This is a genomic window from Actinoplanes palleronii, from assembly GCF_016862315.1.
In the GTDB taxonomy this organism is placed as follows: Bacteria; Actinomycetota; Actinomycetes; order Mycobacteriales; family Micromonosporaceae; genus Actinoplanes; species Actinoplanes palleronii.
This window is the reverse complement of record NZ_BOMS01000082.1, coordinates 1-26212: the sequence shown is the minus strand read 5'-3', so window position 1 is coordinate 26212 and position 26212 is coordinate 1. Positions and strand designations below refer to the sequence as shown.

16 protein-coding genes are annotated in these 26212 nt (G+C 73.0%); 6 read left to right on the top strand and 10 right to left on the bottom strand.

The window, feature by feature from the left end:
• Window positions 1-131: 131 nt before the first annotated feature.
• From Apa02nite_RS26445 to Apa02nite_RS26435, 3 genes are all read left to right on the top strand, one after another.
• Window positions 132-1784 (top strand): carbohydrate-binding domain-containing protein, encoded by a 1653-nt coding sequence (locus Apa02nite_RS26445; RefSeq protein ID WP_203827361.1) that lies wholly within the window; start codon window positions 132-134, stop codon window positions 1782-1784.
• Window positions 1785-2039: 255 nt separating this feature from the next.
• On the top strand, window positions 2040-2945 hold the full coding sequence (locus Apa02nite_RS26440; protein WP_203827360.1) for a hypothetical protein: 906 nt from the start codon (window positions 2040-2042) through the stop codon (window positions 2943-2945).
• Between the two features lie 87 nt (window positions 2946-3032).
• Window positions 3033-6359, top strand: a complete 3327-nt coding sequence (locus tag Apa02nite_RS26435) for an NB-ARC domain-containing protein (protein ID WP_203827359.1) — start codon at window positions 3033-3035, stop codon at window positions 6357-6359.
• Window positions 6360-6520: 161 nt separating this feature from the next.
• Here Apa02nite_RS26435 and Apa02nite_RS26430 read toward each other — a convergent pair whose 3' ends face one another.
• The 3 genes from Apa02nite_RS26430 to Apa02nite_RS26420 are packed head-to-tail and all read right to left on the bottom strand — an operon-like array spanning window position 6521 to window position 9768.
• Window positions 6521-7888 (bottom strand): transaminase, encoded by a 1368-nt coding sequence (locus Apa02nite_RS26430; RefSeq protein ID WP_203827358.1) that lies wholly within the window; start codon window positions 7886-7888, stop codon window positions 6521-6523.
• Between the two features lie 12 nt (window positions 7889-7900).
• On the bottom strand, window positions 7901-8653 hold the full coding sequence (locus tag Apa02nite_RS26425; RefSeq protein WP_203827357.1) for an endonuclease/exonuclease/phosphatase family protein: 753 nt from the start codon (window positions 8651-8653) through the stop codon (window positions 7901-7903).
• 17 nt (window positions 8654-8670) lie between these two features.
• Window positions 8671-9768 (bottom strand): beta-propeller fold lactonase family protein, encoded by a 1098-nt coding sequence (locus Apa02nite_RS26420; RefSeq protein ID WP_203827356.1) that lies wholly within the window; start codon window positions 9766-9768, stop codon window positions 8671-8673.
• 979 nt (window positions 9769-10747) lie between these two features.
• Between Apa02nite_RS26420 and Apa02nite_RS26415 the strand changes: the two genes are divergently transcribed.
• Together Apa02nite_RS26415 and Apa02nite_RS26410 are read left to right on the top strand one after the other, a co-directional pair.
• Window positions 10748-11131 (top strand): hypothetical protein, encoded by a 384-nt coding sequence (locus Apa02nite_RS26415; protein WP_203827355.1) that lies wholly within the window; start codon window positions 10748-10750, stop codon window positions 11129-11131.
• A gap of 4403 nt (window positions 11132-15534) precedes the next feature.
• A complete protein-coding gene (locus Apa02nite_RS26410; RefSeq protein WP_203827354.1) occupies window positions 15535-16578 on the top strand; it encodes a hypothetical protein in 1044 nt (347 codons plus the stop codon).
• Between the two features lie 241 nt (window positions 16579-16819).
• Here Apa02nite_RS26410 and Apa02nite_RS26405 read toward each other — a convergent pair whose 3' ends face one another.
• The 7 genes from Apa02nite_RS26405 to Apa02nite_RS26375 form a co-directional block, all read right to left on the bottom strand.
• Window positions 16820-17128, bottom strand: a complete 309-nt coding sequence (locus tag Apa02nite_RS26405) for a hypothetical protein (RefSeq protein ID WP_203827353.1) — start codon at window positions 17126-17128, stop codon at window positions 16820-16822.
• Between the two features lie 166 nt (window positions 17129-17294).
• A complete protein-coding gene (locus tag Apa02nite_RS26400) occupies window positions 17295-18383 on the bottom strand; it encodes a helix-hairpin-helix domain-containing protein (RefSeq protein ID WP_203827352.1) in 1089 nt (362 codons plus the stop codon).
• An 83-nt stretch (window positions 18384-18466) separates the two neighbouring features.
• Window positions 18467-19843 (bottom strand): APC family permease, encoded by a 1377-nt coding sequence (locus Apa02nite_RS26395; RefSeq protein ID WP_203827351.1) that lies wholly within the window; start codon window positions 19841-19843, stop codon window positions 18467-18469.
• Window positions 19844-19924: 81 nt separating this feature from the next.
• Complete coding sequence (locus Apa02nite_RS26390; RefSeq protein WP_203827350.1) at window positions 19925-21766, bottom strand: pectate lyase-like domain-containing protein; 1842 nt, start codon at window positions 21764-21766, stop codon at window positions 19925-19927.
• Between the two features lie 179 nt (window positions 21767-21945).
• Entirely contained in the window at window positions 21946-22551 is a 606-nt protein-coding gene (locus Apa02nite_RS26385) for a class F sortase (protein WP_239164578.1), read from the bottom strand.
• 189 nt (window positions 22552-22740) lie between these two features.
• Window positions 22741-23208 carry a hypothetical protein gene (locus Apa02nite_RS26380; RefSeq protein WP_203827349.1) on the bottom strand — a complete coding sequence of 156 codons (468 nt, stop codon included), beginning with the start codon at window positions 23206-23208 and terminating at the stop codon, window positions 22741-22743.
• Window positions 23209-24070: 862 nt separating this feature from the next.
• Entirely contained in the window at window positions 24071-24607 is a 537-nt protein-coding gene (locus Apa02nite_RS26375) for a DUF2510 domain-containing protein (protein WP_203827348.1), read from the bottom strand.
• 606 nt (window positions 24608-25213) lie between these two features.
• Here Apa02nite_RS26375 and Apa02nite_RS26370 point away from each other — a divergent pair.
• Window positions 25214-26155 carry a hypothetical protein gene (locus Apa02nite_RS26370; RefSeq protein WP_203827347.1) on the top strand — a complete coding sequence of 314 codons (942 nt, stop codon included), beginning with the start codon at window positions 25214-25216 and terminating at the stop codon, window positions 26153-26155.
• Window positions 26156-26212 lie beyond the last annotated feature (57 nt).

Genomic DNA, 26212 nt, shown 5'->3' with positions numbered 1-26212 from the left:
CGGAGCGCACCGCAACTTCACACGTTCGGTCGTCCCAGCCCGTGCGTGGGGAGTTTGGGTGCGGAGCGCACCGAAAGTCCCCACACAGAGCCCTCCTGATGAGAAACCCGTCCCCGAGGAAAGGAATCACCATGCCCAGCATCCCCCGGCTGGTCGCACCCGTGGCGCTCGCCGCCACCGCGCTCGCCCTGCTGACCGGTCCGGCCCAGGCCGCCGGCACCGCCGCCGCCACCGCGCTGGCCGCGAACCAGGCCAGCCACGACAGTGCCGCCGACCGCGTCTGGAACGAGGCGGACGTCGCCGCGGTCACGCTCACCGGCAGCAGCGCGACGACGACCAGTTCCGGCGTGACCGTCTCCGGCAGCACGGTGACGGTGACCGCGGCCGGCACGTACCGGTTCTCCGGCACGCTGACCAGCGGCCAGATCGTGGTCAACAGCACCGGCACCGGCATCGTCCGGATCCTGCTCAACGGGGTGACCGTGACCAACACGGCGGCGGCGATCAACATCGTCGCGGCCGACGAGGCCCTGGTGTACCTGCAGGCCGGCACGACCAACCGGCTCACCTCGTCGACCGGGAACGCCCTCGACGCGGCCGCCGACCTGACCATCGACGGCACCGGTTCGCTGAACCTGACCGCGACCGCCGCCGACGGTGTCAACACCGCCGACGGCCTGGTCGTCGACGCCGGGACGATCACCGTGACGGCCGGCGACGACGCACTGCGGGGCAAGGACTACCTGATCGTCAACGGTGGCACGATCACCGCGACGGCCGGTGGCGACGGCTTGAAATCGGACAACGCCGAGGACACCACCCGCGGCTACGTCTATGTCGGCGGCGGCTCGGCGAACATCACCGCGACCGGTGACGCGGTCACCGGGCAGACCGACGTGCTGCTGGCCGGTGGCGCGCTCACCCTGAAGTCCGGCGGCGGCAGCACCGTCACTCCGGGCGAGACCTCGGCGAAGGGCCTCAAGGCCGGGGTGCTGGTGGCGATCAGCGGCGGCACCGCGGGTGTGAACGCCTCCGACGACGGGGTGCACTCGGACGCCACGGTCACCGTCGACGGTGGCACGACCACGGTCGCGACGGCCGACGACGGGGTCCACGCCGAGGGAACGGTCACGGTCAGCGCGGGCACGGTCAACGTCACCAAATCGTACGAGGGTGTCGAGGGCCTGAAGGTCTACGTGACCGGCGGCAGCGTCAGCACGACCGCGTCGGACGACGCGTTCAACGCCTCCGACCCGACCTACGGCGAGATGCAGAACTCCCCGAACGCCCTGATCTCGATCACCGGCGGCACGGTCGTGGTCAGTGGTGGCACCGACGGGCTCGACTCGAACGGCGCGTTGAGCATCGGTGGCGGCACCGTGGTGGTCAGCGGCTCGGCCACCCGTGGTGGCGGTGAGGGCGGCCTGGACTCCAACGGCGCGCTCACCATCACCGGCGGCACCCTGGTCTCGTCCGGGATCAGCGCCAGCACCAGCACGCTGCCCACCTCGGGACAGGGCTGGGTGTCGTACACGTTCAGCGCGAACCAGGCGGCCGGCACCGTGGTGCACCTGGCCACCACGTCCGGCACGCAGCTCGCGGCGTACCAGTCGACGAAGGCGTTCAAGCAGGTGGTCTTCTCGCTGAGCGGGGTGACGCGGGGGACGACGTACGCGATCCGGACCGGTGGCACGGTCTCCGGCACCGCGGTCGGCGGCGGCTACTACACCGGCGGCACACTCTCCGGCACCCAGGTCGCCACGGTGACCGCGGGTACCCGGTGACCGTCGGTACCCGGTTCGGAAACCGTCCGTGACCTGCGGGTGGTCCCGGTAGTGACCGGGGCCACCCGCCCTCTCCTGATGTGACGGCCTTCGATACATTCGACGCGCATCGGACAGGGGAGGGCACTGAACGTGACCGGCACGGGGGCTGAATCCGGCGATAGCGCGACACCGGACCCCACTTCGCAGCCATCGACCAATCCGCTACCGGATCCGACGTTCGCAGCGCCCGCCTGGCCGCCGCCGGCACCGCCGGTGTCCGAGTGGGCGCGGCCACCTGAGGGCCCCGAACAGCCGGCGTACCCGTTCCCGCAGCCGCCCCCGCCGGCGGCCTACCCGCCGCCCGGCTATCACGCCGCGCCCGCGTGGCCGCAGCCCGGGACCGCGCCCGCCTGGCCGCCGCCCGGAGCTCCGCCCGCCGCACCGGCCGGGGTGCGCACCGGCGTGATCCTCGCCGTGATCATGGCGATCGCCGTGGTCGCCGTCGGCGGCCTGTACGCCACCTCGCGCGGCCAGGACGACCCGCCGCCGATCGCGAACCTGCCGTTCAGTCTCCCGTCCGGCTTCCCGACGTTCCCCAGCCTCCCGGCCCTCCCGACCGGGACCCCGGGTGTCCCGGGGGTCAGCGAGCCCTCGGTCGACGAGGGCCCGCAGGCCAGCACGTTCCCGGCCGGGGACATCGACGACCTGGACCGGGTCTGCGACGAGAACGTCTACTACCCCGCATCGCCGAAGCGGACCGGCAAGGCCCCGCACCCGGTGGTCGTGCTGAAGAAGGACAGCCCGGACGACGTGCGCTTCCAGGACCGGGTCTACTACTTCCGGGACGAGGGCACCACCAAGGCGCAGGAGCGGATCTGGGGCTCCGACGACCCGGCGAAGGTGCAGCTCGTCGCGTGCACCGACCGTGCGGCCGTCGGCACGAAGATCCGCAACTGCAAGTACGACGACCCGGCGCCGGACACCCTCGCGCTGTACCGGGCCACCTGGCGTCTGCGGATCTACGAGGTGGCCACGCACCGCCTGCTGCTGGACAAGAAACTGCCCGGTGACGAGCAGACCTGCCCGTCCTCGGTGCTGGTCGGGCCGGACAAGAAGATCTATGCGACGGCCGGTGACCGGGCGGTGCTCGCCCAGCTCCGGAAGTTCGTCACCAAGTAACAGCAGTGACCTGCCCGCCACCGGGCCGTTGGTCCCACCGTGATGAACGGCGATCGGTGGCGGGGATGGTCCGGGATGTTCAGTCGGTTGAATAAACCGCCGGCCCCGGTCCCGGCGCCCCGGCCGGCGCCCCGGGTGATCGACGCACCGGCCGTTGACCTGGTCGAACGCGTCGAGCTGCAGGCCCGCCTGTGCGACCTGCTGCTCGCCGGGGACGCCGGCCTGCACGGCCCCGGCGGCTTCGGCAAGACCACGCTCGCCGAGCAGGTCGCCCGGCTCCCGCGGGTGCGGGCGCAGGTTCCCGGCGGCCTGCTCCGGGTGAGCGTCGGCCAGCGGACCACCGGCCCGGCCCTGGCGGACCTGCTCGGTGACCTGATCGAGCAGCTCACCGGGGAACGGCCCGCCACGGTCAGCCCGGCCCAGGCCGGTCGGCGGCTCGGGACCGCGTTGGATCAGCGTCCGCCGGTCCTGCTGGTGATCGACGACGTATGGACCCGGGAGCAGCTGGAACCGTTCCTGATCGGTGGTGCGACCGCCCGGCGGCTGATCGTCACCCGGGTCCGCGACCTGCTCCCGGCGGACCTCCCGCGGCTCGCCGCCGACGAGATGACCCCCGGCGAGGCGACCGCGCTGCTGACCGGGGGCCTGGGCGCGCTGTCCGGCCCGGACCGCGCCGCGCTGCTCGCGCGGACCGGGCGGTGGCCGCTGCTGACCGCCGTGGTCAACGGGGTGCTGCGGCAGCGCCCGGCGGCGTCCGACCTGCTCGACCGGCTCGGCGCGGAACCTGCGGTGGCGCTGGACCTGGCCGTGCCGGGGGAGCGGGACCGGGCCGTCGACCGGGTGGTGCGGGCCGCCCTGCACCTGCTTCCGGAGGCGGACCGGCACCGCTACCTGGAGCTGGGCGTCTTCCCGGCCGGCGGGTCCGTCCCGGACCGGATCGTCGACCTGCTGTGGTCCGGGACCGGCGGGTTGTCGTCGGGCGAGGCCGCCCTTTTGCGTACGACACTGGCCCGGCTCCGGCTGGTGGAACCGGGCGACGGCGGGGTGCGCCTGCACGACGTGCTCCGGACGTACCTCCGCGAACGCCTCCCGGAGCCCGAGCTCGCGCGAGTGAACCGCCGCCTGGTGGAGCTGGCCCGCCCGCGCAGCGGCGGTCCGTGGCCGGCGCTGCCGCGAGCGGACCGCTACCTGTGGCGGCACCTGGGCTTCCACCTGCGCGAAGCCCGCTGGTGGGACGAACTGTTCGCGGTCGTGACCGATCTGGATCGGCTGGCCGTGGCGATCCCGTTGGTCGGCGTGGCGGCCGTGGTGGCCGATCTGGATCGCCTGCCGGATCAGCGCGCGTCGGCGTTGCGCGCCCGGTTGTCCCGCAGCGCCGGCCTGCTCCGGCCGATCCGCCCGGCCGCCGCCTTCGCCGATGTGCTGATCGCCCGTCTGGCCGGCGCGCCCGAGGTGGCCGCCGAGGTCGCCGCGTTCGCCGCCGGGCAGCGCGGCCGGGCCGGGCTGACCGCGCGCTGGCCGCTTCCGGACGCCGGGCCGGAGAGCCTGACCCGGGTGATCACCGGTGGCGACGGGTGGCTGGACTGCGCCGTGACGTCCGCGCGGGGCTGGATCGCCAGCGGGGGCGAGACCGGCGCGGTGAGCCTGCACGACGCGGCCACCGGCGCCCTGCTGGGCCGGCTCCTCGGGCACACCGCGGGGGTGAAGGCTCTGGTGGTGACGCGGAACGGCGAGGGCCTGGTGTCGGCCGGCGCGGACCGGACGCTGCGCCGCTGGGACGTGGCCCGGCGCTGCCCGGAGCGGATCCTGTGGACCGCGCCGGGCGAGATCCTCGGCTGTGCCGCGTCGCCCGGCGGCGAGCGGGTCGCGGCGGTCGACAGCCGGGGCGAGCTGGCCGTTTTTGAACGCGGGGAGCGGATCTTCGCCCGCCGGGAGCCGGAGAAGCTCGTCGCGTGCGCGTTCCTCGGTGAGGACCTGGTGTTCACGGTGACGTCGGGCGGCGCGGTCGTCCGGCACGACCTGCGCACCGGGACGGCGGCGCCGGTGCCGGCCGGGTCGCCGCGGGAGTCGGTCACCGCGTTCACCGCGGACCCGGGCGGCGCGTGGCTGGCCGTCGGCCGGGCGGACGGCGGGATCGAGGTGCACCCGCGGGACGGCGGGACCACGGCCGTCGCGCTGGTGGGACACCGTGGTTGCGTGAGCACGCTGGCCGCCTTCGGCGACCAGATCATCTCGGGCGGGGAGGACGGGACGGTCCGGGTCTGGGATCGGTACGGCGGTGAAGTCGCGGTCGTGCGCGCCCACCCGGGCTGGGTGACGTCGTGTGTGGTCGCCGCGGACCGGCGCACCCTGATCACCACCGGGAGTGACGCGTCGATCCGGGTCTGGGACGTGCCGCGGCTGGCCCAGGAGACGGTGGCCGGGCCGATCACCTGGGTGACCAGTTGCGCGGTCGCCCCGTCCGGTGGCGAGGTGATGACCGGCGAACGGGACGGCGCGGTGCGGGTGTGGCGGACCGCGGATGCGGTCGCGGCGCCGATCTGGCGCGGGTCCGAGCCGGTGACCCGCTGCGGGTTCGGCCCGGGCGGCGCGTGGGTGACGGCGGTCTGCGGCGACCGGCTGGTGCTCCTGCGGCGGGAGCCGGACGGCGAGTGGGTGGCCGGGGAGCTGCCCGGGACGTCCGGCGGGGTGGCCGCCCCGGATCAGGACCTGCTCGCGGCCTGGGGTCCGGACGGGGTGCTGTCGGTGCGCCCCGTCTCGTCGGTCCTCGCGCCCGGGCCCGCTCCGGAGTCGGCCGCCGGCAGCCTGCTCCCCGGGGCGTTCGTCGCGGGCGCCGAGGTGTTCCGGCAGGCGATCGGCCGTCCGGTCCGGGCCGCGGCGTTCCTGCCCGGGCATCGGCTGATCGTCGCCGACGACACCGGAGCGCTGACGGTCTGGCGCTACCGGGCCGGCCGGATCCGATCAGTTCCCGGCCGGGCCGGTGCCGGCCCGGGTGAGGTCCGGGCGATCCAGGTGGCCGGGGATCGGGTCGTGGTGGTCGACCCGTTCGGCGTCGCGCTCTACACGGTCCGCGGTCTGCGTCTGGCCGGTGCGGCGGAGTTCGGCGACGGGCCGGTGACCGACGCCGCGGTCTCCTCCGACGGGCAGTGGCTGGCGACCACCGACGCCGACGGTGAACTGCGGATCTGGCCGCTGACCGATATCGACGCCGGGTTCGAGCCGGTCGCGGCGATGCGGGTGGACGGCGCTCTCGTCGGCTGCGCCTGGGCCCCCGGCAGCCTCGACCTCTACGCTGCCGGCCGGCGCGGCACCTACGCGTTCACCTTCCGCACGCCACGGGTGGCACCGCAGCCGGCCACCGGTCCGCGGCCCGCCGGGCGACCGTGGGCACCGCGGCTCCGGCCAGTGCGCTGACCAGCGCGACCGTGCGCACCGCGGCCTGGCCGGCGCGACCGTGCGCACCGCGGCCCTGGCCAGGCCGTGCGTCCCGGCGGCGGCGAGCAGGCGGGCGTTCCCTCCCGGTCGGCTGCCCGTAGCCTCGTCGCCGGGTGGGCCGCAGCCGGCCTGCCGCGCCGTCAGGCGGTCAGTTCGGCCAGCGCGGCGTCGAAGATCTCGTGGTGGCGGGCCACGTCGTCGAGGGTCGTCTCCGGGCACATCAGCGCCATGTTGTGGAACGGGGTCAGGAGCACGCCGCGGTTGGCCAGATAGACGTGCAGGAAGTCCTCCAGCTCGCCGTCACCGCCGGCCGCCGACTCGGTGCCGTTGCGGGGAGCCGGGTCGGCGAACCGGTATTCCACCCGAGCGCCGAGGCGGCTCACCGACCACGGAACGCCGTACGCTGAAATGATCTTTTGAATGCCGTCGGCGAACGCCGACGCCGTCGTCAGCATGGTGGCGAACGCGCCCTCGGTGAGCACCTCCTCCAGGGTCGCGCGGGTCGCGGCCATCGACACCGGGTTGCCGGCGAGCGTGCCGCCGACCCCGCCCATGTCGATCAGGTCGAGGTCGGCGCGCCCGAGGATCGCGTCGGCGAGCTCGGCGGAGAGCCCGTACGCCCCGACCGGGATGCCGCCGCCGATCGCCTTGCCGATGGTCAGCACGTCCGGCGAGAGATCCCAGGCCCGGGTCGCCCCGCCCGGCCCGGCCGAGAACGTGTGGGTCTCGTCGTTGATCAGGTAGGTGCCGTACTTCCTGGTCAGCTCGCGGACGCCGGCCAGATAACCCGGCTCGGGCAGCACGATCCCGATGTTGGTCAGCGCCGGCTCCATCAGCACCGCGGCCACGTCGCCGTGCGCCAGCTCGCGCTCCAGCCCGGCCAGGTCGTTGAACTCGGCGACCCGGCTGGTCTCGGTCACGTCGACCGGCGCGCCGACGTTGCCCTCGCGGCTCTGCCCACGTCCGTCCGGACCGACAACGATCAGCGACTCGTCGACCGAGCCGTGATAGCAGTAGCTGTTGACCAGGATCTTCGGCCGGCCGGTGACCGCGCGCAGCAGCCGGATCGCCCACCGGTTCGCGTCGGTCGCGGTCAGCGCGAAACTCCAGAACGGCAGCCCGAACCGGCCGGCCAGCTCGGCGCCGACCGCCGCGGCGTCCTCGGTCGGCAGCATCGTGGCGGCGCCGCCCAGCTCGCCGAGCCGCCGGGTGACCGCGGCGACCACCGGCGCCGGCGAGTGCCCGGCCATCGCGCCGGTGTCACCGAGGCAGAAGTCGAGGAACTCGTTGCCGTCGATATCGGTCAGCCGGTTGCCCCGGGCGGTCTTCAGATAGAGCGGGAACCCGGCCGCGTTCTTGTTCATCCACGTCATCGGGACCCGGCCGAAGAGATGGTCGGCCCGGCCGTAGGCGGCCGCCGACCGGGGATGCCGCGCGGCGAAAGCGGCTCGCTCACGCTCGGCGAGCTGCTGAAGAAGTAGGCGGTCAAGCCCGGAATCCGTCGGCATGAGGCGAAGTTATCAGGGATTCCACGGCTTCGAATCAGACCCAGGTCTGATTTCCGCAAGAACTCCGTAGTGATCGGAGAGGTAGCCCGACCGGCCGCCGGCCAGCGGCACCTCATCCCGCAGGATCAGGTCGGCCCGCGCGGTGACACCCCGGGTCAGCACGTGATCAAAAGCGGGCGGATGGGGCCACTGCGGCGTCGGCCGATAGGTCGGCCGGGTGTCGCCGGCCATCGCGTCGGTGAGCCCGGCCCGCACCCGGAGCTCCTCGAGGGCCGCGCTGCCCCGGGGTAGGTTCAGATCCCCGGTGACCACCACCGGCCGCTCCGGATCGATATCGGCCAGCAACCGGGCCACGACGTCCAGCTCGGCGCGCTCGACGACGGTGTAGCGGTTGCCCGGCGACCAGTCGTCGTCCCGGTTCGCCGACAGGTGGGTGTTCACCACGACGAGGTCGCCGATCTCGGCGATCAGCGCGCCCTTGCGCATCAGGAACTCCGGCCGCAGCGGCCCGGCCAGGGGAAACCGCACGAACCTCCAACGCGTGACCGGTCGACGGGAAAGAAGGACAAGACCCCCTTTCAGTACGACCGAGCCCGCGTACGCCGTGTGCGCAAAGCCCTGCCGGAGCAGTCGCACGTGCGCGCGGTACATCACCTCCTGCAGGCAGACGATGTCGACATCGGACTCCCGCAGGACGTGGCCGAGCGCCCGCAGCCGCGGCCGGACGTCCCCGGTGAACAGGGCGTTGAACGTCAACAGGCGCATCCGGCGAGGCTAACCAGTCACTTCCCGGCCGCCTTCAACACCGTGACCGCCCCGTCCCGGCCCGCGGTCACGTACAGCCGCAGCCCGTCCGGGGAGAGTCCCACCACCCGTGGACTGTCGCCCACCTTGACCGTGGCGGCCACCTGCTTCTTCTTCAGGTCCAGTACGGAGAGGGTGTCCGAACCCTCGTTCACCACGTACGCATGGACGCCGTCCGCGGACACCAGCACCGCCTGCGGCAGCTTGCCCACCTCGTAGCGCTTTGTCAGTTTGAGGGTCTTGGTGTCGTAGGTCTCCACGGTGTTCACGTCGTAGTTGGTGACCACCACGGTCCCGCCGTCCGGTGTGACCGCCACGCTGTGCGGCGACTTGCCGACCGCGATGTTCGACAGCACCTTCAGGCTCTTCGTGTCGATCACGGAGAGCTTGTTGGACTCGTGATCCGACGTGTACGCCCGGGAGCCGTCCGGCGCGAAGTCCACCCAGTGCGGGTTCGGCGGCACACTGATCTGCGACAGTTTGGCCAGCGTGCCGCCGTCGTAGATCTCCACGCGCGCGCCGTTGTGGATCGGCAGCCAGACCCGCCCGTCCGGCGCGACACCGGGCTCGAACGGCCGCGGCCCGGTCGCCACCGACGTGATCACGCTGCGTTTCGCGGTGTCGATGACGGTCATCCCGTTGGCGCTGAAGTCGTCCTCGAACATCGACGCGTACAGCTTCCCGCCGTCCTTCGACAGCGCCAGGAACCGCGGGGTGTTCGGCACGTCGACCGAGCTGGTCTTCTTGCTGCTCGCGTCGACGAAGAAGACCTTCTTGGCGCCCTGATCGGCGACGTAGACCGTCTTGTTGTCCGGCGAGACCACCACACCCTCCGGCTCCCGCCCGACCCCCTTGATCGTGTCCAGCACGACCGGCGTCGCGAGGCTGACCGGCGCCGGCGCCGCGGCCGCCTCCGACTCACCCGGCACGGCCGGCTGCGATGATGCGGTGGACGGCGCGCCTCCGGTCTGCTGCGGGGCCGCCGTCGTCGGCGCGGCGCTCGGCTTGTCCTTTCCGGACACGTACCGAATCCCCAGATAGGCCCCCGCGGCCAGGAGCAGCGCCAGAAGCAGCACCCCGGCGACCCTGAGGCGCCGCCGGCCCGCCGGCGGATTTTCGGTGTACGACCCGTCGCCGCCCGCGGGCGGGACGCCGTCCGGCTGCTGCCAACTCGGCGAGTTCGGCCACCCGGCCGGTGACGTGGGCCAGGAAGTGCCGGCCCCGGACGCCTGGCCCGGAGGGGCGCCGGCTCCGGGCGTCTGCGGCCACCCACCCGCCGCTGCCGCGGTCGTCGTCTCGTCCCATCCGCCGCCTCGTCCTCCCGTGCCGGCGAGCCCGCCACCCTGTCCGCCGCCGGCAGGCTGGCGGGTCGGATCGGTGCTGCTGGGGGTGGCCGGCCATCCGGTGCCGGCGGCCGGCCCGGGCCATCCGCCCGCACCGCCCGGTGTCGCCGGCCAGCCGGCACCGCCCGGCGTTCCGGCCAGCCCGCCGCCGGCAGCCTGAGTCCAGTCGTCCGGACCGCCCCACCCGGTCTGCCCCGGCGGCGTTCCGGCCAGCCCACCGCCGCTGGTCGGTGTGCCTGCCACTCCGCCGCCCGGCGTTCCGGCAAGGCCACCGCCGCTGCTTGCTGTGCCTGCCACTCCGCCGCCCGGTGAGCTGGCAAAGCCGCTGCTCGCTGAGGTGCCGTGAGTCGTCGCCTCGTCCGGTGCCGGCTGCGCCGACTGCGGCCAGCCGGCGGCCGCGGCTGCCGCGGAACCGGCCTCCCACGGAAGCCCTTGCTGAGCCCCGCGCCCGGCCTGGACCGGGGCGGCTCCCGCGGTGTCGGCCCCGGCAGCTTGCCGCTCCGGCGGGGCTGCGTCACTCGCGGCAGGTTGCGCCGGCCATCCATTACCGGGCTGCGTCCGGTCGGCCGAACCCGCGGTTCCCGCACCGGGCCATGGCCCTGCCGGACTTCCCGAGACCGGCGTGTCAGCCCCGCCCTGCGGGCTGGGCCAGGTGCCGGTGGGGCTGCCGGAGGTCGGTGTCTCGGCCGAAGGGTCCGGCCAGGTGCCAGCCGTGCTTGCTGAGGTCGGGGTGGTGGCTTGTGGACCGGGCCAGGTGCCGGCCGGTCCGTCGGCGGTCGGCGTCGTGGCCTGCGGGGTGGGCCAGGTGCCGGTGGGGGTGCCGGACGTCGGCGACGGGGCCTGGGTGCTCGGCCACGTTTCGGCCGGGCTGCCGGAGGCCGGTGCGTCGGTGCTGGTGCGGGGGCTGGGCCAGGAAGCGGCGATCGGAGCGTTGCCGGCGACCGGGCCGGGCGGTGCCGGTTCGCTGCCGGGGTCGGCGATGCCGCTGGTGTCCGCCTCGTTCGCGCCGGAGGTGTGCGGTGACGTGCCGGGCTCGGCGTTTGCCGGGGTGGCAGGGCGGTGCGGGTCTGCGGCTTCGGGCTCCGGCGCCGGCTGACTCAGCCAGCCGCCCACGAATCCGCCGGCGAACCCGGCGGCCGCGGCACCTGCCGCAGTGGCGGAACTGGCCCGGTCATCGTCGTCGCGGGGCGGGTTTCCGCTGGTCTCGTCGGTTTCAGCGGCGCTCTCCGGTCCAGGCCGTGCGGGTACGGCGCCGTTGCTCTCAGGGTAATTGGTCATGATGTCCTGGGGGGATTCGGTGTCGGAGGTAGCGGCAGGCTCGATGCTGTCCGGGGTCGAGCCGGCCGCGCTTGCGGAGGGATCATCGGTTGTTGCGGGTTCCTCGCTGTCCGCCCGCGCGGGCGGCTCGTCGGCCGCCCTTATGAACGGCTCATCGGGCGTCCTTACGAACGGCTCATCGGCCGCCGCCGGGTCCTCGTCGGCCGCCCTCGCGGGCGGTTCGTCGGCCGCAGCCGGGTCTTCGTCGTCCGCCGAGTCGGCATTGCCGGCCGGGCTTGCCTGCCCCGCCCGCAGGTCGCCGCCGCCGGCGGTGATCGGCGCCGTTGCGGGGGCGTCGTGAGCTTCGGCTTCGTCGGCATCGGTGACGGCGGGGGACTCCGGATGTTCGGCTAGGGACGCCGAGCTGGCGTGCCAAGACTGAGAGTCGCTGCCGGAAGCCGCTCGTCGCGCGTCCGGCTCGGCGCCGGACGTGGGTCGCTCGTCCTCGAGGCCGGGGAATCCCGTGGACGGTCCGCCCGACGAGGCGTCGGACCAGGCCGGTGTGGCGTCCGACCAGGTCGGCGTTTCCTCGGGCTGGCGTTCCTCACCCTGGTAGCCGGCTCCGCTCTCGGCCTGGTCGCTGAGGACAGGGCCGCCTGCCGGTTCGGCCGGATTGTCGATCTTGGCTGGGCCGTTTGCTCCTGCCAGGTTGTCGGTTCCGGCCGGGCCGATGACGTCGGTCGGCTCATCGATTTCGGACAGGCCGATGACATCGGTCGGCTCATCGACTTCGGACAGACCGTGGTCGCTGGGCAGGTTCGACTCGGTCGGGATCGAGGTGACGGCCCCGGTGACGGGTTCCGCGTGGGTGCCGGCCTCGCCCCAGCTGTGGTCATCCGCGGTTTCGGCCGCGCGCGGCGGTGTGGGTTCGATGGCCGGTGCGCTGGCCAAGACCTCGGAGGAGCTGGGCCACAGGCCGGGATTCTCTGCGCGGGCAGACGGCTCTGCGGGCGAACCGGGCCAGATATCCGCCGGCCGAGTTCCTGCCGCCTCGGCCGCTGCCACCTCGTCCGCCACAGGCGCGGACAATGCAGACTCCGCCATCGTCGGCTCGATCGGTCCCGGCTCGATCGGTCCCGGCACGGTCGCTCCCGGCACGGTTGCTCCCGGCTCGGGCGCTTCCGGCTCGGGCGCTTCCGGCACGGTTGCTCCCGGCACGGGCGCTCTCGCTGCGGGATCCGCCGGCTGGGGTGTCGGCGGCTCGGTTGTCTCGCGTGATGCCGTGAGCGGCCGGTCGGCGGCCAGATCCGTCGCAGAGTCCGAGCGTGGACCGCTCGGCGGGGACGGCACCATGCTGTCTGCGTCAGGCGGGACCTCCAGCCGGATCTCGGCAGTCTGCTCCGTGCCGGTCTCAGGTGCTCCACCGACAACAGGATGTCCGGAGACCAGGCGAGCGGCACCCAAGCCGGCTGGATCCCGTTGCTGCGGGATCGAGCCGTTGGCGTCGCGGCCGGGCGTGTCCTGGTGTTGCGGATCCGAACCGTCAGGCGCGCGGCCGATCGTTTCCTGATGCTGCGGGATCAATCTGGCAGCGGCATAACCGCCCGCGGCCTGGTGCTGGGGGAGCGTGCCGGCAGCAGTATCACTGGTCCGGACCTGATGCTGGGGGATCGCATCGGCAGCAGCGCTGGTGGCGATCTGGGTGACATCCGGGTCGCTGGGATCGCGGCTCTGGAAGGCGCCGCCGGATGTGCTGCCGGACGTGTCCTGCTCCTGAACAGGCTCAGGGACGTTGCCGCTGGGGGCCGCCCTCTGGGCGGGGACTTCCGCGGCGGGCGAGCCGTGGACCGAGGATGCCGGTCCGGACGGCTGGCAGGCCTCCGGGGAGGGCGCCCACCAGGTGCCGCTCGGCGGTGACAGGTCGTCGGTGGCGCCGCCGGACCAGGAACGGGGCGTCATGCCAGGCCGATGCGGTGCCCCTGACCAGGGGCCTTGCGGTGCGGGCGCCGCCGGCTCCGTGTCGTCGGCCCGATGACCCGTCTCATCCCGCGCCGGAACGGCCGCGTTTTCCGGATGCTGGGCCGGCCCCTGGGCGCTGGGAGACACCGGATGGCCGGGAGACACCGGATGGCCGGGAGGCATCGGATCGGCGGGAGATATCGGATCGCCGGGAGGCGTCGAGTTGGCAGGAGGCATCTGGTTGGCAGAAGGCACCCGGGTGCCAGGCAGCGGCTGGGCAGCGGGAGAAATCTGACTCGTGGCCGGTGCCGCGTCGCCTGATGCCAACGGCCTGGTCGCCTCGTCCTCCGGGTGCGCCCCGGGCCAGGTCCCGCCGGGCGGACGACGCTGGGCCGGAATGACTCCGGCCTGGTCGGACGTCTCCACGCCCCGGCCTGCCCCGCCACCGGGCCGGCCGGCCGGGTTCTGGGCGGTCCACGGTGACTGGTCGGGCTGCCAGCCGGACCGAGCCGGCCAGGGGTCGACCGGTGGACCGGAAGCCGGTGCGGTCCACGTCGGTGCGTCCGGCCAGGGATCGATCGGTACGCCGAGCGGAGGCTGTGTCGGCCACTGCCCATCGGGCCCGCCGGAAGGCGGCGAGCCGTTCGGCGCCGACGGCGCCGAACCCGCCCACGAACCTGCCGGCGGTCCGCCCGGCCCCGAACCGGTCAGTGAACCGTCCGGCCAGGAACCCGCAGGCGCTCCTCCCTGCCAGGAAGCTGGAGCCGCTCCCTCCGGCCAGGATTCAGCAGGCGGTCCTCCCTGCGACGAGCCGGCAGGCGGTCCACCCGGCCAGGAACCAGGAGGCGGTCCGCCCGGCCACGAACCGGCAGGCGGTCCGGAGGCAGGCTGATCCGGCCCCCAGCCAGCTGCTGGACCGGAGACCGGCCGACCCGACTGCGGATCGAACGGTGCACCCGGCGGAGGCTGGTTCTGCCAGGCCGCCTGCTGCGCATCGGGCCACTGGCCGGCAGGTCCGCCAGCGTGTGGCGGGGCTGATGGCGGGCTGGTGGGCTGGTTCTGCCAGGGAACTCCCTCACCGGACGCGGGCTGGCCAGTCCACGGCGCCTGCCCCGGCTGCGGTCCGGTGGGCACGCCCGGCTGCTGCGGCCATGGGACGCCGCCGGGTGCCGACGGGGCAGGCCACTGACCGGTAGGCGCGCCAGAAGTAGGCCAACCCTGCTGGCGGTCGAACGGCGAGCCGGAGCCCGGCTGGGCCTGCTGATAAGAGCCGGAGCCCGGCTGGGCCTGCTGATAAGAGCCGGAGCCCGGCTGCGCCTGCTGATAAGCGCCAGAGCCCGGCTGCGCCTGCTGATAACTGGACGGCGCACTCGAGGTCGGCTGATTCTGCCAATCGCCGCCGGGGCCCGGTTGGCCCGGCCATTGGTCAGCACCGCCGCCACTCTGAGGCGGCGGGCCCGGCTGCGGGCCATAAGCCGCGCCGGACACCGGTTGTCTGGGCCATTGGTCTGCGCCGCCGGCACCCTGCGCCGGTTGCGGCCCGTTGGCTGCGCCGGACACCGGTTGTCCAGGCCACTGACCAGCGCCCGCGCCGCCCTGAGGCGGCGGTCCGGGCCATTGGTCGGCGCCGCCACCCTGGGGCGGTTGCGCTGGTTGCGGGCCATAGGCCGCGCCGGACACCGGTTGTCCGGGCCATTGGTCAGCGCCGCTGCCCTGAGGCGGTCCGTAGGCTGCGCCGGACACCGGCTGCCCAGGCCACTGACCAGCGCCCGCGCCACCCCGAGACGGTTGCGGTCCGTGAGCCGCGCCGGACACCGGCTGCCCAGGCCACGGAGCGCTGCCGATCGCCGGCTGCGCGGGCCACCGCCCGCCCTCCGCCGGCGGTCCGGGCTGTGCGGGCCATTGGCCGCCCTCCGCCGGCGGTCCCGGCGGCGCGGGCCGCTGCCCAGCCGCCGCCGCCGAAGCCGGATAGCCAGGAGGCAACGCCAACGGCGCCTGCCCGCCCCACGACGCCGCGGCGGGCTGGTCGCTCCAGGACGCCGCGGCGGGCTGGTCGCTCCAGGACCCCGGCGGCGCGGCGGCAGGCGGAGGCCCGGCCGGCAACGCCAACCGCGCCCCCGGCTCCGGCTCCGCGAGCGGCGACTCCGCCGGGGCGTCCTCCGACACCTCACCGGTGACCGCCAGCTGGGCGGAACCCGCCGGCCCGTCCAGGCCGACGACCCCGGCCAGGCGGCCCACGGTCGGGAACCACGAGATCCGGAGCAGTTCGCCCTCCATCCGGGCGTGCAGGCCCTCGCCCGACGTCGTCACCGTCGACGCCGCGAGCAGCGGCGGCCCGACGACCGGCACCCGTATCGTCAACTGCCTGGTGCCGGGGGCGACCTGGCCGAAGGAGAACGACGGTTCGGCGAGGCGGAGCGAGGTGCGCCGCAAGGCGGCGGAAGCGGCGGCGGCGACCCGGTCGTCGCCGGTGGCCATCCGGGTCAGGGCGGCGCGGGCCTGAGCGGCCCGGTGCAGGTCGGTGCCGGCCGCGGCCGCGGCCATGTCGGCGATCATGGCCATCCGGTCGCTGCCGGGTTTGCGGACCTTCGAGAGGTACGGCTGGCGGCCCGCCCCGAACACCCAGTTGCGGACGGACGGGTCACGTTCGCGCAGGTGGTCGAGGGTCTCGTCGATGCCGGCGTAGCCGTCCCGGTCGCGGTCGGCGGTGCCGCCGCGGATGGTGTCGGCGAGCAGGCCGGCGAAGGTGGGTGGTTCCGGGCGGGCAGCCGCGGTGATCACCACCCGGCTGCGGCCGCCGGCGGAGCGCGCGGCGCGGAAATACGCACCGGCGTCGACCGGGCCGCCGGTGCGCCCGTCCAGGACGATCAGGATCTGGCCGGCCTGGCTGCGGTGCATCAGCGCGTCGATCCGGGTCACGTCGACGGCGGTGTCGGCCGGGCGCTGCATGACGGTGTCCGGGGTGGCCAGGTAGAGGCCGCCGCCGGGGCCGGAGAGCAGGATGCCGCGGAAGTAGACCAGCAGGCAGTCCTCACCCGTGCGCCCGTCGCAGAGCGTCTGCAGGCGTTGATAGGTGCCCCAGGTGTCCGGGTCCTGGAGGAACTCCACATCGAACCCGCCCAGCGCCGGATCGCCCAGGACGGCGGCGAGAGACCGCACGTCCGCGGACGGCACCGCATACCTGCGCAGGACGGGATCGTCGTGGTGTTCGACCGTCACCACAACCGCCAGCCGTCGCCCACTCATCGCATCACCCTCGGTCCATCCTGCGACCTTCAGGGCCGAGCCGGAACCCCTGGAAGATTACGAACTGTCCCGACGCGATGACCTTGCGTTGTTGATCTTTGTCGGTTTCCGGGCGTTGTGCGACGATCTAGCAGGTCCGACGTGGTCTTGCGCGGAGCATCCGAGGCAACAGCGGCGACGTGCCGTTTTCACCGGAGCGGGATGTCGGTCATCCGTCAGACCGCGCGGCGCACGGTCCGCTATGCAGATCAACACCATTTTCCGGTACGAGGGGAAAGCGCCCCGATCCGTGACCGGGGTGCCCACGGCTGATCGGTATCGGTCACACGGTGACGTCGAGAACGCGGCCGTGCGGCAGTTCCTTCTTCGGCTGGTCGGGGGCGACCGACTGCGCAGCGGCCCACACCGCGGCGGACGAGACGGTCTGCGTGTCGGTGACCGACTTCGCGGCGCCGAGCCGGGTGAGTTCGGCCTCCGCGGCGGCGACGGCGGCCTTGTCGGCGGCGATGGTCTGCGCGCTGGCCTGGACCGGGATCAGGTCGCCGGCGAGCTGGCGGCGGTGTGCCTGCAGCCGCGTCCAAGCCGCCTGGTGGTCGTAGGAAGTTGCGTCAACGGCGGTGATCGTGGCCATCGGGGTCTCCTCGGAAGAAACGAGCTGGCTACCGGACAGCCCCACACATCGGCGGTGCCGCTCCTGAGTTGCTACTTTTTCCGGCCGATTTCCGAGTGACCTAGGCGACAGTCGCGCTGCCGATCGGGCGCGGCCCGGTGTCCGAACGGGCACCGGGCCGCAACCGTCAGTTGGTGGCGCCGTTCAGCTCACTGGCCTTCGCGGGCCAGCTGGTGAGGCTCGCCGAGCCGCGCATACCGGCGGCGGCGATGGCCGCCTTCAGGTCGACCGCGTCCGCGGCGGCCAGCTTCTCGTACGTGGTGATGCCGGCCGCGGCGAGGGCCATCGCGACCTTCGGGCCGATGCCGGGGATCCGGGTCAGGTCGTCCGGCTCGTGCACGTCGGCCGGGATCGGCTCACCCGCGGCGTCCAGCTCGACCTCGACCGGCTCGGTGTCGACGATGATCGTCTCCACGGCCGGCTCGTCCTCGACGACGACCGGAGCGGCCGAGGTGGGCCCGGCGACGGCGGCGTCCGGAACCGGCGCGACGACGGCGGCCGGAACCGGCTCGTCGGCGACGACGGCGACGGGCTCAGCGACGACGGCAGGCTCGTCCACGGCGACCGGGGCGAGCGGCTCGATGATCGGCGACGCCTCCTCGGCGGCCTCGTCGACCGGCTCGTCGATGAACTCGCGGGACTCGGTGAGCTCGTCCGACGTGGCCGGGGCGGTGATCGCCTCGGCGCCGACCGGCGCGGACTCGCCGACCGGCTCGGCCACCGGCTCCGCGGCCGGCACCGGCTCGGATGCCTCGACCGGCTCGGGTGCCTCGACCGGCTCCGCGACGGCGACCGGCACGGTGTCGGCGGACGACGAGTCGACAGTGGTGGCCGGCTCGTCGACGGCCGGGATTGGCTCGGTCGGCGCCTCGGCGACCGGCACGATGACGGCGGTCTCCTCGGCCGGCTCGTCCTTCACCGGCTCCGCGGCGACCGGCTCGATGACAGCGGTCTCGGCGGCGGGTTCGTCGGCCGGCTCGATGACGACGGTCTCGGCGGCGGGCTCGGTGACCGGCTCGATGATCGCGGTCTCGGCGGCCGCGTCGTCCTTCGACTCGGTCGCGGCGGCCGGCTCGACGACGGCCACCGGGGCGGCGGACGAGGCGGTGGTGTCGGTGGTGGCGGTCCGAGCAGCCCCGTCACGGCTTCCCCGGATGAACCATCCGGCTATCAGGCCGATGAGGAGCCCGGCTACGAGGGGGAGAATTGAGTCCATAACGGGCCTCCGGGCAGGAGATGAGGGTGCGTGTGGTAGCGCGCAGCTTCGCACATCACCTTCAGTAGCCACGACGGGGGTGGTCACTCCGCCAGGTGGGTGGGATCGAGATGTGCCTCTTCGTGCCGCACGTACCGGTTCCAGGCGTAGGTGATCGCCCACAGTGCCACCCCGATCAGCAGCAGCACGCCGGCCACCTGGTAGTCGGTCGCGGCCCGGCCGCTCAGTGGACTGGCCAGGAACGCGCAGGCCAGCGCGCCCAGCACCGGGATCACCGTGGGGGCGCGGAAGTGCTGGTGCTCGACCGGGTCCCGGCGCAGCACCAGCACCGCCACGTTCACCACGGTGAACACGCAGAGCAGCAGCAGCGCGGTGGTGCCGCCGAGCGCGGTCAGGTCGGCGAACCAGATCAGCCCCAACGCGATCAGCGTGGTGACCAGGATCCCGACCCACGGGGTACGCCGGGACGCGTGCACCCGGCCCAGTACCCGGGGCAGCACACCCTCCCGGGCCATCCCGTAGAGCAGCCGGCTCGCCATCATCATGTTGATCAGGGCGCTGTTGGCGACCGCGAACATGGTGATCCAGGCGAACAGCCAGAGCGGGAAGCCCGGCGCGCCGGCCTGCACCACCTTGAGCAGCGGGGTCTCGCCCTGGCCGAGCTCGGCCGGCGGGACCAGGGCCACCGCGGAGATCGCGACGAGCACGTAGATGACACCTGTCGCGCAGATCCCGATCAGCATCACCTTCGGGAAGATCCGCACCGGGTCGCGGCTCTCCTCGGCCATGTTCACCGAGTCCTCGAAGCCGACCATGGCGAAGAACGCCAGCGCGGTGCCCGCGGTCACCGACAGCACCACGCTGTCGCCGGGCGGGGTGTTGAACTGGCCGAGCTGCGACAGGTCACCCTCGCCGCCGCCCAGCGCCCACGCGCCGACACCGATCACGATCAGCAGACCGGTCAGCTCGACGCAGGTCAGCACCACGTTGGCCTTGACGCTCTCGCCGACGCCGCGGAAGTTGACCAGCGCGACCAGGGTCATGAAGCCGAGCGCGACGGCGGTCAGCGCGAGTCCTTCGCCGAGGGAGAGGTGCACCGCCGACCCGAAGTTGCCGGCGAACGCCTTGGACGCGCTGGACGCCGAGGTCAGCCCGGAGCACATCACCGCGAAGCACACCATGAACGTGAGGAAGTGCAGGCCGAAGGCCTTGTGCGTGTAGAGCGCGGCGCCGGCCGCCCGCGGATACTTGGTGACGAGTTCGAGGTAGCTGAACGCGGTCAGCAGGGCGACCACGAAAGCCAGCAGGAACGGCAGCCACACCGCTCCGCCCACCTCGTTGGCGACCTTGCCGGTCAGCGCGTAGACCCCGGTGCCGAGGATGTCGCCGACCACGAACAGCAGCAGGAGTCCCGGGCCGATCACCCGTTTGAGCGAGGGGTCCGCGGTGGTGGCTGTCATCGTCCTGGCTTACCCGTACCCACGGAAAAAACAACGCGGTGGTCACCGTCCGATGGGCGGTGACCACCGCAGAGTGATCTTTTACGGTACGGCGGGGTACTGCGTGACGTAGACCGGCACGCCCACCTTCGTCGTGTCGGCCGCCTCGCCCACGCCGTTGACCACGTGGTCGACGACGCCGGCGCTCAGGTTGACCGTCATGATGTGGTGCAGCTTGACGCCCGGGGTCTGCGGGACCTCGAAGCCGTTCTCGGTGTGGATCGACGGGTTGTTCTGGTTGAACACGTACACGCCGCCGCCGTACAGGTTGTGGGTCTTGACCTTGGCGCCGACCTTGTAACCGGCGTAGCCCTCGACCGAGCCGTTCATCCAGTCCGCCTGCGTCGGCGGGTCGTACGGCAACTCGTTCTGGTAGAGGACCGTGGTGCCGCCGTTGCCGTTCCAGATGGTGTTGTACTTCTGGAAGTGCTCGACGAACAGGCCGGTCGCGGTCACGTCGTCACCGTTGATGACGGCGCCGTAGGTGCCGATGTTGGTGTTCCAGCGCTCGGTGTCGCCACCGGTGAAGCCCTCGACGCCGTGGTCACCGCGCCACACCCAGGTGTGGTCGATCAGCACGTCGTCGCTGTTCACCTCGAGCGCCGTGGTGGCCTTGCCGATGTGCGGGCCGCCCACCCGGAAGTAGACGTCCTGCAGCGTGGTCGGGTTCTTCGGCGAGGTGAAGCCGATCCCGTGGTTGCGGCCGACGCGCAGCAGCGCGGACGACTTCTGCAGGCCCGCGTCGATGGTGAGGCCCGCGACGATCACGCCGGGGACGTCCGCGATCTGCAGCGGGGTGGAGCCCTTGGTCGCGGTCAGCGTGGCGTGGCCGAGGCCGAGCACCACCGTGTTCGGCCGCCACACGTTGATGGTGCGGTCGATGTCGTAGACACCCGGCGTGAAGAGCAGGTTCTTGCCCAGCGTGAGGGCCAGGTTGATCTTCGCGACCGAGTCGCCCGGCTTCGCGACGTAGAAGTCGGAGAGCGGGAGGGTACGGCCCGGGGAGTTCCAGCCGACACCGGACGTGTTGCGCTCGGCGGCCGGCACCCGGACCTGGTACTTGCCCTTGCCGTCGATGAACAGGTACGGCTTCTCCCGGCTGACCGGGGTCTTGTCGAGCGTGGTGTACGGCGTGGCCGGGAAGTCGGCCTCGCTCGGTGCGCCGACGACGCCCGAGAAGACCTGGTTCCAGACCGCGTTCGACCAGCTGGTGACCTCACTGTTGCGGGTCAGCCACTGCTGCTGCGAGCCGTTGACGGTGGCCGGCAGCTTGGCGTCGGCGATGAAGCCGCCGCTGGCGTACTGCGGGCCGGCGGTGCAGTAGTCCATCAGCGACAGCGTGCCGCCGGTGAACTGGACCCGGCGCAGCGAGACCGCCTGGGAGACGGCCCAGAAGTTCGCCGTCTGCCGGCAGCCGTCCTGGCCCGCGCCGTTGATGTTGACGGTCAGGTTGGAGACGGTGCGCCAGAAGTTGACGAGCGCCAGGCAGTTGCTGGTGCCGCCGTCGGCGAGGCAGCGGTTGTAGACCTCCACCTTGCCGTTGATCACCACGTCGCCGGGGTTCTCGCCCAGGCCGGTGATCTCGGTGTAGTAGCCCACCTTCACCTGCAGCGGCTGCTCGGTGGTGCCGTAGGTGCCCGGCTTGAAGAGGAACGCGTACCGGTCCGTGCCCATCTCGTTGTCGACCTGCTTGGCGTTCGCCGCGTCCAGGGTGGCCTGGATCTGGCTGACCGGCATGCTCGGGTCGAAGACGGTGACGTTCTTGCCCAGGTCCGGTGTGGCCGGACCGGGATGTGCGGCGGCCGGCGTGGCTTGCGTGGCGAGGCCGGTGATGGCCAGGCCGATCGCGAGCGCCGCGGCGAAGGCGCGCCTACTGCTCGTCATACGGAGGAGTCCCTTCCGAAACAAGATCGCAATGAACCTGGTCACGGAAGCAATCGGTGAGCCTGCATGTCAAGAGGGGCGCAACCGCATAGGCCGCTAACCCGGGCACAACACCCGGGTTCCGGAACGTGAATGTTATTCATCCCGGAACCGGTCCCGGGAGCGCTCTCTTTTGGGCGTTATGGGACCAGTGCCGCGAAGACCACGATGTTGCTGCGATAACTGCCCCGGTCCCGGTCGAACGAGCCGCCGCAGGTGATCAGGCGCAGCGCCGGGCCGGGCGTCGAGCCGTAGACCTCGTCGCTCGGGAACGCCTTCTTCGGGTAACTCGCGACCCGCGTCACCCGGAAACGCGCGACGGTGCGGTCGTCACGTCGTACCGAGAAGATGTCGCCCACCTTGAGCTCCCGCAACCGGAAGAAGACCGCCGGACCGTCCCGCGCGGTGTCCACGTGCCCGACGATGACCGCCGGGCCGGCCTCACCCGGCGTCGGCGAACCCTGGTACCAGCCGGCCGGCGCGTCCGACTCCAGCGGCGGGACGTCGAGCGTGCCGTCGTCGCGCAGGCCGATCGGAGTGACCGCGGTGTGTACGCCGATCGCCGGGATGTCCAGCCGGGTCGGGGGTGAGCGGCGCAGTCCCGTGGTGCTCTTCACGGTCCTGGTGGTGGTCGTGGCCGGGCTCGGCGCCGGGACGTCCTGCCAGGCCAGATCGGGTGCCGGGAGGGCGTCGTCGGTCCGCAGCCCGAGCACGGTGATCGTGGAGCCGAGGAGCGCGAGGATCACCGAGAAGACCGCGGCGCGGCGGTTGCGGACTCGCAGCCGCCGCCTCCGCCTGGGCTCGGCAAAACCCAGAGACAGGGCGAGCCGTTCCGTCCTGTCTGGCCGGCTCTTGGTGGTCCGGGTGGCTTTCTTCGGTTGTGTTTTCTTGGTGCGGGCGACCATCGCTCTGGTACGGGCGAACATCGTGCCGGGTCAGTCGCGGGTCGTGCGGCCGACCGCGTACCGTCCCGCGATCACCGCCGCGGCCAGCAGGAACACGCCGGTGATCAGCATGGCGGTGCGTTGCCCGCTGAGCCCGGCGCCGCCACCCGCGTCGACGCCGCCCCGGGGTGTGGCCCGGGTGTGCGACGGTGACGCCTTGGCCTTCGTCGAGGACGTGGCCACCGGGTCAGTGGTCGGATCGTTTCCGGTCGCGCTGTCGCCGGGCTGCGGCTCGGTCGTCCCGGCTCCGGGCTCGGTCGACCGTGGTGACAGGGTGCCGGGGGAGCCCGGCCCGGTGACCGGCGGCAGCGTCGAGGCGACCGCGCCCGGCGGCCCGGCGTCGGTGGTGCCGGCCGGCCGGTCGCAATAGGACAGCATCATGGCCAGCAGGATCAGCAGCAGGACCGCCGCGGCGAGGGCGACCAGCCAGTTCCGTCGATTCGCTGAGGTACCGGCCATGTCATGACCTCCGGGGTGACGCCAGGTCGGGCAGCGATACGGATGAATCGGAGATACACCGCATCACGGGGTGAATCGCTACGCTAGCGGCCACCCCGCCGGCCCGCACCGTTCTATCCGTGATCGGTCACTTCGGACTCTCGCTCGCTCGTACACCCACCAGGTACCCCACCCCACCCCTTTTCAATGCCCGCCGAAGTGCCATCCGCGTCATGGCAGACACCCCGCCCAGTTCCCAGGAGCCCCGCGCGCGCGGCGGCGGCCCTTGGCGGGTCCCCGGGGGTGTCTCGCGCCGTTCGCCGGCGGCGGGCCTTGGCTGGTCGCCAGGGGTGTCTCGCGCCGCGCGCCGGCGGTGGCCCCTGGCTGGTCCTCAGGGGTGTCTCGCGCCGTTCGCTGGCGGCGGGCCTTGGCTGGTCGCCAGGGGTGTCTCGCGGCGGGTTTGACACCCCTGAGGACCAGCCGGTGCTGCGGCGGTTCAGTCGGGTCTCGGGTCGAGCTGGTCTGAGGTTCAGCCCCGACCTCGGGTCCACGTTGTCTCGGGTTCAGCCGCGTGATTACGCCTCGGGAGGGGCGGTGCGTGCACGCATTACCGGATCGCGGCCTGATGCCGCCCCCTGGTGGGCGGCAGCCGCACGCATTGCCGGATCGCGTGCTGTTGGCGCCCCTGCCCCGCCCGATCGCGCATCCCCACCGCCCTTCGGGCGCGGGGTGAGTGCTGCTGCCGCCCTTCGGGCACGGAGCGATTGCTCCTGCCGCCCCTTGGGTGAGGAGCGATTGCTCCTGCCGCCCCTTGGGTCAGGGGTGAGTGGTCCTGCCGCCCTTTGAACGTTGAGTGCGGGGGCTGGCCGCCCCGGCTGGATGGTCAGCGGAGCAGGGCCAGGGTTACCAGGACGGCCAGGATGACCGCGGCCAGGGAGGCCAGCAGCAGGGGGTGGGTCAGGACACCCTTGGCGTGCCGGGCTTCGGGGCGTTTGTCCAGCTCGTCGCTGAGTGATGGGGGAGCGGCCGCCGGCTTGGCGCTCGCCGGGAACCTTGCCGGGCCGGAGGCGTCCACCGGTGGCATGGAGTAGTCGATGTGTTCGGCCGGGGGAGCGGCCAGCGCACCGGTGGCCTTGCCGGGCGTGGTGGCGGCGGGGAAGACCGCGCCGGCCGCGCCGGTGGACCGGGCCGCGAAGATCTCGGCGGCTTCCGGGTCGGCCGGTTCGACCGTGTGCGGGCCGGGGACCAGCGGCCCGGACGGCGCCGCGGCCGGGTAGTAGCCACCCAGCCCGGCGGTCGGCGGCAGCACCGCGACACCCGGTTGGAGATGGTCGGTCCACTGCCCGCCGTCCCACCAGCGGGTCGCGGGCAGACCGCTCGGGTCGGCGTACCATCCAGCGGGCTGCGCGGGGCTCGTCATCGGTGCAGATCCTCTTTCCGGCACGGGCCAGGGACGGTCTGCCCCATCGGCCCGGATCCCGCCGCCTTGAGACATCCCACCCGTGATCCGCGCCGCCGTGACCCGGCTGTCGAGGTGCACATCGGCCGGGGCGGATGCGGTAGGAACTACGACATGTCGATTCCTCCATCCGGCCCCCGGCAGGTTCCCGACCCGGCGGAGTCCGGGGAGAACCCGTCGGCGTTCCCCGACCGGCCGGCCGCGCCGGGCCGGCGCCCACCCCGCGCCGCGTCCCCGCCGGTGCTCGGCGCATCGCCACCAGCCGCCCCTGCCGCCCACCCGGGTTTCCCCGCGCACCCCGGTTTCCCCGCGCACCCGGGCCTCGCGGAACCTGCTTCGCCTCCTGGCGGTCCGGCACCTGCGGTGGGGCCGGGCGGTCCGGCGCCTGCGGTGGGACCGGGCGGTGCGCAGGTGATTCCCGGCTGGCACCCGGGTGTTCCGCCCAGCCTGCCGCCGCGGATGGGTCCGTCAGTGCCCCCGCCCAGCCTGCCGCCGCGGATGGGTCCGGCAGCGTTCCCGCCCAGCCCGATGCCACGGCCCGCCCCGGGCGGAATCGCGGAGCCCGGTGTGGTCCGGGCGGCGCGGTGGACCGCCTTCGTGGCGTTCGGTGGTGTGCTGGTGCAGTGGGTGATGACGATGGTTGCGCTGGTCACCCGCTCGATCGCCGACGGGGACTTCGGCGCTGACCCGGGCGGGCTGAGCCTGCTCTATCTCGTCGTCGCGCTGGTGCTGGCGGTGCCGTCGCTCGTCGCCTGGAGTGCGGTGCGGGTGTCGGGCGTGCGGCCGCGGCCGGGTGGGCTGGCGGTGTTGTGGACGCTGGGGCCGGCGGCGCTGGCCGGGGTCGTGTTCATCCGGGCCGGTGAGACGCCGCTGCTCGTCGCGCGGCTGCACGACGGGGACACCGTGCTGGTCACGCTGCTGTGGCTGGCGCAAGCCGGTGCGGTGGTCGGCATCTCCGCGTTGCCGATCACCGCGGTCTGCTGGCTGGTGCCGTCCGCTCGCCGGTACCTGGCACCGTTCCGGCGACCGGGCCGCGTCGAGCGGGGGCAGAAAATGATCAGTACGTCGTCGGTGCTGCTGGGGCTCGCCGGGGTGCTGGTTCCGGTGGCGTTCCTGCTGCTCACCACGACCCCGACGGCCGACGCGGTGGACCGGGTGGGGTGGGCCGTCGACCGGGCCGTCATCATCTCCGGCGGGGGCGCGGTGGCGGAGGTCTTCGCGTTCGTGCTGGTGGTGGCGGCCCGCCGGACCCGGGGGTGGACGATGCGGGCCGCCGCCTACGCCGTGACCCTGCTCGGCGTGCACACGGTGGTGTTCAGTGCCGTGGTGACCTGGATGGCGGTGGCCACGGTCGGCAACGAGGACGGCGGGGACACCGCGATGTCCTACACCTCGGCCGCGCTGGCGGCACACGTGCTGGCGGCGCTGTGCCACCTGACCGCCGTCCTCATGCTGGCGATGCCGGCCGTCTCCTCCTGGATCGACGCCCGACCCCCGGCCGACGTGTGAAGTTCGGGTGCGCTCCGCACCCGAACTTCACACACGTGGGGTTTTCCGTGACCACCC

What these genes read in the sequence shown, in the direction of transcription:
- Apa02nite_RS26445 (WP_203827361.1), top strand. Translation starts at nt 132, where the DNA reads ATGCCCAGCATCCCCCGGCTGGTCGCACCCGTGGCGCTCGCCGCCACC.
- Apa02nite_RS26430 (WP_203827358.1), bottom strand. Translation starts at nt 7,888, where the DNA reads ATGCCGACGGATTCCGGGCTTGACCGCCTACTTCTTCAGCAGCTCGCC.
- Apa02nite_RS26425 (WP_203827357.1), bottom strand. Translation starts at nt 8,653, where the DNA reads ATGCGCCTGTTGACGTTCAACGCCCTGTTCACCGGGGACGTCCGGCCG.
- Apa02nite_RS26405 (WP_203827353.1), bottom strand. Translation starts at nt 17,128, where the DNA reads ATGGCCACGATCACCGCCGTTGACGCAACTTCCTACGACCACCAGGCG.
- Apa02nite_RS26400 (WP_203827352.1), bottom strand. Translation starts at nt 18,383, where the DNA reads ATGGACTCAATTCTCCCCCTCGTAGCCGGGCTCCTCATCGGCCTGATA.
- Apa02nite_RS26395 (WP_203827351.1), bottom strand. Translation starts at nt 19,843, where the DNA reads ATGACAGCCACCACCGCGGACCCCTCGCTCAAACGGGTGATCGGCCCG.
- Apa02nite_RS26390 (WP_203827350.1), bottom strand. Translation starts at nt 21,766, where the DNA reads ATGACGAGCAGTAGGCGCGCCTTCGCCGCGGCGCTCGCGATCGGCCTG.
- Apa02nite_RS26380 (WP_203827349.1), bottom strand. Translation starts at nt 23,208, where the DNA reads ATGGCCGGTACCTCAGCGAATCGACGGAACTGGCTGGTCGCCCTCGCC.
- Apa02nite_RS26375 (WP_203827348.1), bottom strand. Translation starts at nt 24,607, where the DNA reads ATGACGAGCCCCGCGCAGCCCGCTGGATGGTACGCCGACCCGAGCGGT.